Genomic DNA, 6,525 nt, shown 5'->3' on the forward strand with positions numbered 1-6,525 from the left:
TCCAGGGCCGACCACCTCACCCGAGCCCACTCCTTCAACGCGGCCGCCGCCCGGTAGGCCGCCAACCGCCCCTCCTGCCCGCCCGCCCTCTTCGACACGATCGAGGAGCTGACCGGCCGCCCCTGGCCGGCTCCCGGGTCGTGGACGTCGGCGCCGGTACGGGCATCGCGACCGCCCGTCTGCACGCGCGCGGCGCCCGCGTGATCGCCGTCGAGCCCGGTGACGGCATGGCGGCCGAGTTCCGCCGCACCCTCCCCGGCGTACGGGTCGTCCGGGGCGACGGCGACGCCCTCCCCCTCGCCGGTCACCGCGCCGACCTCCTCACCTACGCCCAGGCCGGGCACTGGACCGACCCCGCCCGCGCCGTCCCGGAGGCGGTACGGGTCCTGCGGCCGGGCGGCGCACTCGCCCTGTGGTGGAACACCGACGCGCTCGACGTGCCCTGGATCGCCGAGGAGGCCGAACGCACCGCGCCGCTTCGGCGTGCACCTCGCCGCCGAGCGGCGCGACACCGACGCCCGCGCCGCCGGTCCCGCCGGTCTCCTGCACCTCACCCGCCGGGAGATCCGCTGGAGCCGCCGCGTCCCGGTCGACACCCACCTGGCCGACCTCGCCAGCCACTCGGTCCTGCTCGTACACGGCGCGGAACGCACCGCCGTCTTCCTCGCCGAACAGCGCGAGCACCTCACCGCGGCCTTCCCGGGCGGCACCGTCGAGGAGACCTACGACGTCGCCCTCCTCCTCCTCCTCGCGACGACACCCCGGACCCGGCGGCTTGACGCCGCCCGCAGCCCGGGAGGATTATTCATCACATGATGAATTACTCCTCCCGGGCACCGGAGGAACCAGCCGTCCGCGCCCAGGGCCTCACCGTCGTCCGAGGCCCCCGCACCGTCCTGCGCGGCCTCGACTTCACCCTCCCGCGCGGTCGGATCACCGGCATCCTCGGTCCCTCCGGCTGCGGCAAGTCGACCCTGATGCGCGCCGTCGTCGGCACTCAGGCCAAGGTCACCGGCACCCTGGACGTCCTGGGCAGCCCCGCCGGCCACCCCACCCTGCGCACCCGCATCGGCTACGTCACCCAGGCACCCTCGGTCTACGACGACCTGACCGTCCGCCAGAACCTCGACTACTTCGCCGCGGTCCTCGACCCCGGCCGGGCGGCCGCCGACCGCCGCCACGAGAACGTCACCCGCGCGATCGCCGACGTGGACCTCACCACCCACGCCGACGCCCTCGCCGGCAACCTCTCCGGCGGCCAGCGCAGCCGCGTCTCCCTCGCCGTGGCCCTCCTCGGCGCCCCCGAACTCCTGGTCCTCGACGAACCCACCGTCGGGCTCGACCCCGTCCTGCGCCGCGACCTGTGGCAGCTCTTCCACACCCTCGCCGCCGAACGCGGCGTCACCCTCCTGATCTCCTCCCACGTCATGGACGAGGCGGAGCGCTGCCACCGCCTCCTGCTCATGCGCGCGGGCGGGATCCTCGCCGACGGCACACCCGACGCCCTCCGCACCCGCACCGGCTCCGACACCGTCGAGGCGGCCTTCCTCCACCTGGTCGACGAGGCGATCGCGGCGGGCCGCACGAAGGAGACGACCCGATGAGCACGACCGCCCCCGCCCCGACGCGCGCCCTGAGCGCCTCCCGCACCACCGCCACCGCCGCCCGGGTCCTGCGCCAGCTCCGCCACGACCCGCGCACCATCGCGCTGATGCTCCTCGTCCCCTGCCTGATGCTGTTCCTGCTCCGCTACGTCTTCGACGGCAGCGCGCGCACCTTCGACGACATCGGCGCGTCACTCCTCGGGATCTTCCCGCTGATCACGATGTTCCTGGTCACCTCGATCGCCACCCTGCGCGAACGCACCTCCGGCACCCTCGAACGCCTCCTCGCCATGCCGCTGGGCAAGGGCGACCTCATCGCCGGCTACGCCCTCGCCTTCGGCGCCCTCGCGATCGTCCAGTCCGCCCTCGCCACGGGCCTCGCGGTCTGGTTCCTCGGCCTCGACGTCACCGGCAGCCCCTGGCTGCTCCTGCTGATCGCCCTGCTCGACGCACTCCTCGGCACGGCCCTCGGCCTCTTCGTCTCGGCCTTCGCGGCCTCCGAGTTCCAGGCGGTCCAGTTCATGCCGGCGGTGATCTTCCCCCAGCTCCTCCTCTGCGGCCTCTTCGCCCCGCGCGACACCATGCACCCGGTCCTGGAGACCATCTCCGACGCCCTCCCCATGTCCTACGCGGTCGACGGCATGAACCAGGTCCTGCAGCACACCGACATGACGACGGCCCTCGTCCGCGACACCCTGATCGTCGCGGGCTGCGCCCTCCTGGTCCTGGGCCTGGGAGCGGCCACCTTGAAACGCCGGACGGCGTAGACCGGCCCGTCCGGCGTTCGAGGACGCGGCCGCTCAGGCCGATGGGAACCCGGGACGCAGCGCTCGAGGACGGGACGGGCCGGGGCAGCGGGGGCGAGGAGCCCCCGGCGGCGGCCCGCCACCCACATCCCGCCCACCGGACGCCCCACCCCGCCCGCCCGCCGGGATGCGAGGATGCCCACAGGACGACGCACCCCCGGAGGGCACCCCCAGCCATGACCCAGAAAGTCGCAGTCCTCGGCACCGGAAAGATCGGCGAAGCCCTGCTCAGCGGAGTGATCCGCGCGGGCTGGGCCCCCACCGACCTCCTCGTCACCGCCCGCCGCCAGGAACGGGCCGACGAACTCCGCACCCGCTACGGAGTCACCCCGGTCTCCAACCAGGAAGCCGCCAAGACCGCCGACACCCTGATCCTCACGGTCAAACCGCAGGACATGGGCGCCCTCCTCGACGAACTCGCCCCCCACGTCCCCGCCGACCGCCTGATCATCAGCGGCGCCGCCGGCATCCCCACCGCCTTCTTCGAGGACCGCCTCGCCGCAGGCACCCCGGTCGTCCGCGTCATGACCAACACCCCCGCCCTCGTCGACGAGGCCATGTCGGTCATCTCGGCCGGAAGCCACGCCACCGCCGACCACCTCGCCCACGCCGAGGAGATCTTCGGCGCCGTCGGCAAGACGCTCCGCGTGCCCGAGTCCCAGCAGGACGCCTGCACCGCCCTCTCCGGCTCCGGCCCGGCGTACTTCTTCTACCTGGTCGAAGCCATGACCGATGCCGGCATCCTGCTCGGCCTGCCCCGCGACAAGGCCCACGACCTGATCGTCCAGTCCGCGATCGGCGCCGCGACGATGCTCCGCGACAGCGGCGAACACCCGGTGAAGCTGCGCGAGAACGTGACCTCCCCCGCCGGCACCACCATCAGCGCCATCCGCGAACTCGAGAACCACGGCGTACGGGCCGCCCTCATCGCCGCCCTCGAAGCCGCCCGCGACCGCAGCCGTGAACTCGCGAGCGGCACCAAGGACTGACGGCCCCCGTGAGTCCCCGCGCGGGGACTCACTCCGCCGCGGTCAGGACCTCCTCGGTCGTCACCACGTCCGCGAACCCGCCCCCGTGCAGCGACACGGCCGACGCGCGCGCCAGCTCGTCCGCGCTCTGCCGCCAGCCGAAGGGACCCTCCAGGTCGAAGGTGTACGTCGCGTCGAGCGCCACCACGACCTCGTACCCGAGGTTCCCGCCCATCCGCGCCGTCGTCTCGACGCACATGTTCGTCTGGATCCCGGTCAGCACGACCTGCGAGATCCCCGCCTCCCGGAGCCAGGCGCCCAGGTCCGGCGTCCCGAGGAACGCCGAGTTCACACTCTTGGTGACCAGCAGCTCGGCCCCGCCCCCCTTCCCACGCCGCCGCTCCACGTACTCCTTGAACCCGTTGCCCTCGCACTCGGGCCGCAACGGTGAGCCGGGCATGACCGAGTCGTGCCGCACGAAGACGACCGGCCGGCCCGTCGACTGCCACACGTCGATGAGGGCGGCGATGTTGTCGTCCGCCTCCGGGTTGTTGCGCGGCCCCCAGAAGCCGGCCTCCTCGAAGCCCTTCTGCACGTCCACGACCACCAGTGCTGCGTTCTGCGCGATGTCCATGCACACGATCGTGCCGCCCGGCGGCACCGGCTCCCAGAGGTATGAAAGTCAGCGATCGATGGTTTACTGCCACGCATGGCAGCCCCCCACCGCGTGGCCCTCGTCGCCTTCCCCGGCATCCGCGCCTTCGACGTCTCCGTCATCACCGAGGTCTGGGGCCCCGACCGCACCGACCGCGGCGCCCCCGCCTTCGACCTGCACCGCGTCGCCACCGACACCACCCCCGTCCCCATGCGCGGCGGCCTCACCCTCCTCCCCGACCGCCCCCTCGCCTGGCTGGCCGACGCCGACCTGGTCCTCGTCCCCGGCCTCGACGACCACCTCACCCCCGCACCACCCCCCGTCCTCGACGCGCTCCGCCGCACCCACGCCCGCGGCACCACCCTCGCCGCCCTCTGCGGCGGCGCCTTCACCCTCGCCCAGGCCGGACTCCTCGACGGCCGCCGCGCCATCACCCACTGGAACCTGATCGACCTCTTCCGCGCACACCATCCCCACGTCACCGTCGTCCCCGACGCCCTGTTCATCGAGGACGACAACATCTGGACCGCGGCCGGCACCGCCGCCGGCATCGACCTCTGCCTCCACCTGATCCGCCTCACCCACGGAGCCGAGGCCGCCGCCACCATCGCCCGCTCCATGGTCACGGCCCCCTTCCGCACCGGAAACCAGGCACAGTTCATCGAGCACCCCACCCCCCGCGCCGGCCGCGACGCCGACGCCCTCGCCGCCGTACGCGAGCACGCCCTGCGCCGCCTCCACGAACCGCTCACGGTCGCCGACCTGGCCGCCCACGCCGGCATGTCCCCGCGCACCTTCGCCCGCCACTTCACCGCGGCGACCGGCACCACACCCCTGCGCTGGCTCCTCGACCAGCGCATCGCCGCGGCCCAGCGCCTGCTCGAACGCACCGACCTCCCCATGCCCGAGGTCGCCCGCCGCGCGGGCTTCGGCAGCGAGGTCACGATGCGCCAGCACTTCGCATCGCGCCTCGCCACCAGCCCCCGCGCCTACCGGACCGCGTTCAGCACGGGTGCCCCGGCGCCGGAGCCCGCCGGCAACAAGCCGATCGCCCGGTAAGCGGCGTCCACGGTCGGCCGGGCGGTGCCCCGCGCCCGCTCCGCACCGTCCCGCAGCACCCCCTCCACATAGCCGGGGTCCGCACACAACTCCTTGTGCCTCTCCCGCACCGGCCCCAGCACCTCGACCACCGCCTCCGCGGTGTCCCTCTTCAGATCCCCGTACGACTCGTACACACCGGCCAGCGCCTCCGGGCTCCCACCCGAACACGCGGCCAGGATCTCCAGCAGATTCGCCACCCCAGGCCGGGAGTCCCTGTCGTACACGACGTCCCGCCCGCTGTCGGTCACCGCCCGCATGACCTTCCTCCGTGTCACGTCCGGCTCGTCCAGCAGGTGGACGATGCCCGGCCCGGTGTCGTCGCTCTTGCCCATCTTCGACAGCGGTTCCTGCAGATTCATCACCCGAGCGGCCACCGACGGATTCGTCGCCCGCGGCACCACGAACGTGTGCCCGTACCGCTGGTTGAACCGCACCGCCAGATCCCGCGCCAGCTCCACGTGCTGCGTCTGGTCGTGCCCGACCGGCACCTCGTCCGTCCCGTACGCCAGGATGTCGGCCGCCATCAGCACCGGATACGTCAGCAGCGACAGCCGAACGCTCCCGCCCCGCCGCTGTTCCCGCGCGGCCTTCTCCCTGTACTGGATCATCCGCCGCATCTCGCCGTCCGTGGCCACGCACTCCAGCAGGTACGACAGCCGCGCGTGCTCGTCCACGTGGCTCTGCACGAACACCGTGCACAGCGCAGGGTCCAGCCCGGACGCCAGCAGCAGCGTCGCCGCCTGCCGACTCAGCCTGCGCACCCGCGCGGGGTCGTGGTGCACGGTCAGCGCGTGCAGATCGACGACGCAGAACAGCGCGTCCGCCCGGTGCTGGTCGACCGCGGCCCACTGCCGCATGGCACCCAGGTAGTTCCCCAGCGTCAGGTGCCCGGTCGGCTTGATCCCACTGAAGACCCGTGTCATCTCTTCTCTTCTCCGTCTCCGGCCGGAGGCCGCCGTCCCCGGCCGGCCGGCCCTCGGAGTCCTGGAGGGAGAAACGCAGACGGCCGCCGAGGCGGCGGCCGTCGAGTGCGCACGTAAGGGGCGGCCGCCGTCAGGCGGCCCACCAGAACTGGCTGTACGTACGCGTGGTCATGGGGGCCAGAGTACGCCCGGAGGGTGGGGCGAGGCAGTGGGTTGACACGTCCCGGCAGGATCCGTATGGTTCTCCGAGTTGTCCGACGTGAGCGCCGACTCCGGTCGGTCCCCGGACAGCCATTCCACAAGTACCACCACTGTTCGGGACAGCAGTCCGTCTGCTGTCACGTCCTTGGCATACGTATTTGCGAAATGAAGGAATCCGCGCCCGAAAGGGAGCAGGACCCCGATTAGGTCGGGGGCCGGGAATCCGCTAAAGTCTCACTCGTCGGAACGGCCCAACGGCCGCGAAGA

6 protein-coding genes and 1 pseudogene are annotated in these 6,525 nt (G+C 72.6%); 5 read left to right on the forward strand and 2 right to left on the reverse strand.

The window, feature by feature from the left end:
• Positions 1–6 precede the first annotated feature (6 nt).
• The 4 genes and pseudogenes from KYY02_RS12355 to proC form a co-directional block, all read left to right on the forward strand.
• Positions 7–816 (forward strand): annotated as a pseudogene (locus tag KYY02_RS12355) (class I SAM-dependent methyltransferase); the annotation flags it as partial.
• Positions 813–1,604 (forward strand): ABC transporter ATP-binding protein, encoded by a 792-nt coding sequence (locus tag KYY02_RS12360; protein ID WP_371237949.1) that lies wholly within the window; start codon positions 813–815, stop codon positions 1,602–1,604. The pseudogene KYY02_RS12355 and the gene KYY02_RS12360, both read left to right, overlap by 4 nt.
• A complete protein-coding gene (locus KYY02_RS12365) occupies positions 1,601–2,371 on the forward strand; it encodes an ABC transporter permease (protein ID WP_371237950.1) in 771 nt (256 codons plus the stop codon). Before KYY02_RS12360 ends, KYY02_RS12365 begins: the two co-directional genes overlap by 4 nt.
• A 215-nt stretch (positions 2,372–2,586) precedes the next feature.
• Positions 2,587–3,399: a pyrroline-5-carboxylate reductase gene (gene proC, locus KYY02_RS12370; protein WP_371237951.1), complete on the forward strand. Its 813-nt coding sequence runs from the start codon at positions 2,587–2,589 to the stop codon at positions 3,397–3,399.
• 28 nt (positions 3,400–3,427) lie between these two features.
• On the opposite strand, the gene KYY02_RS12375 is transcribed toward proC, so the two are convergent.
• A complete protein-coding gene (locus tag KYY02_RS12375; protein ID WP_371237952.1) occupies positions 3,428–4,012 on the reverse strand; it encodes a cysteine hydrolase family protein in 585 nt (194 codons plus the stop codon).
• 75 nt (positions 4,013–4,087) lie between these two features.
• On the opposite strand from KYY02_RS12375, the gene KYY02_RS12380 reads away from it, so the two are divergent.
• On the forward strand, positions 4,088–5,092 hold the full coding sequence (locus KYY02_RS12380; protein ID WP_371237953.1) for a GlxA family transcriptional regulator: 1,005 nt from the start codon (positions 4,088–4,090) through the stop codon (positions 5,090–5,092).
• Here KYY02_RS12380 and trpS read toward each other — a convergent pair.
• Positions 5,023–6,057 carry a tryptophan--tRNA ligase gene (gene trpS, locus KYY02_RS12385; RefSeq protein WP_371237954.1) on the reverse strand — a complete coding sequence of 345 codons (1,035 nt, stop codon included), beginning with the start codon at positions 6,055–6,057 and terminating at the stop codon, positions 5,023–5,025. The genes KYY02_RS12380 and trpS overlap by 70 nt on opposite strands.
• Positions 6,058–6,525: the final 468 nt, after the last annotated feature.

Source organism: Streptomyces pimonensis, from assembly GCF_041380215.1.
Lineage (GTDB): Bacteria > Actinomycetota > Actinomycetes > Streptomycetales > Streptomycetaceae > Streptomyces > Streptomyces pimonensis.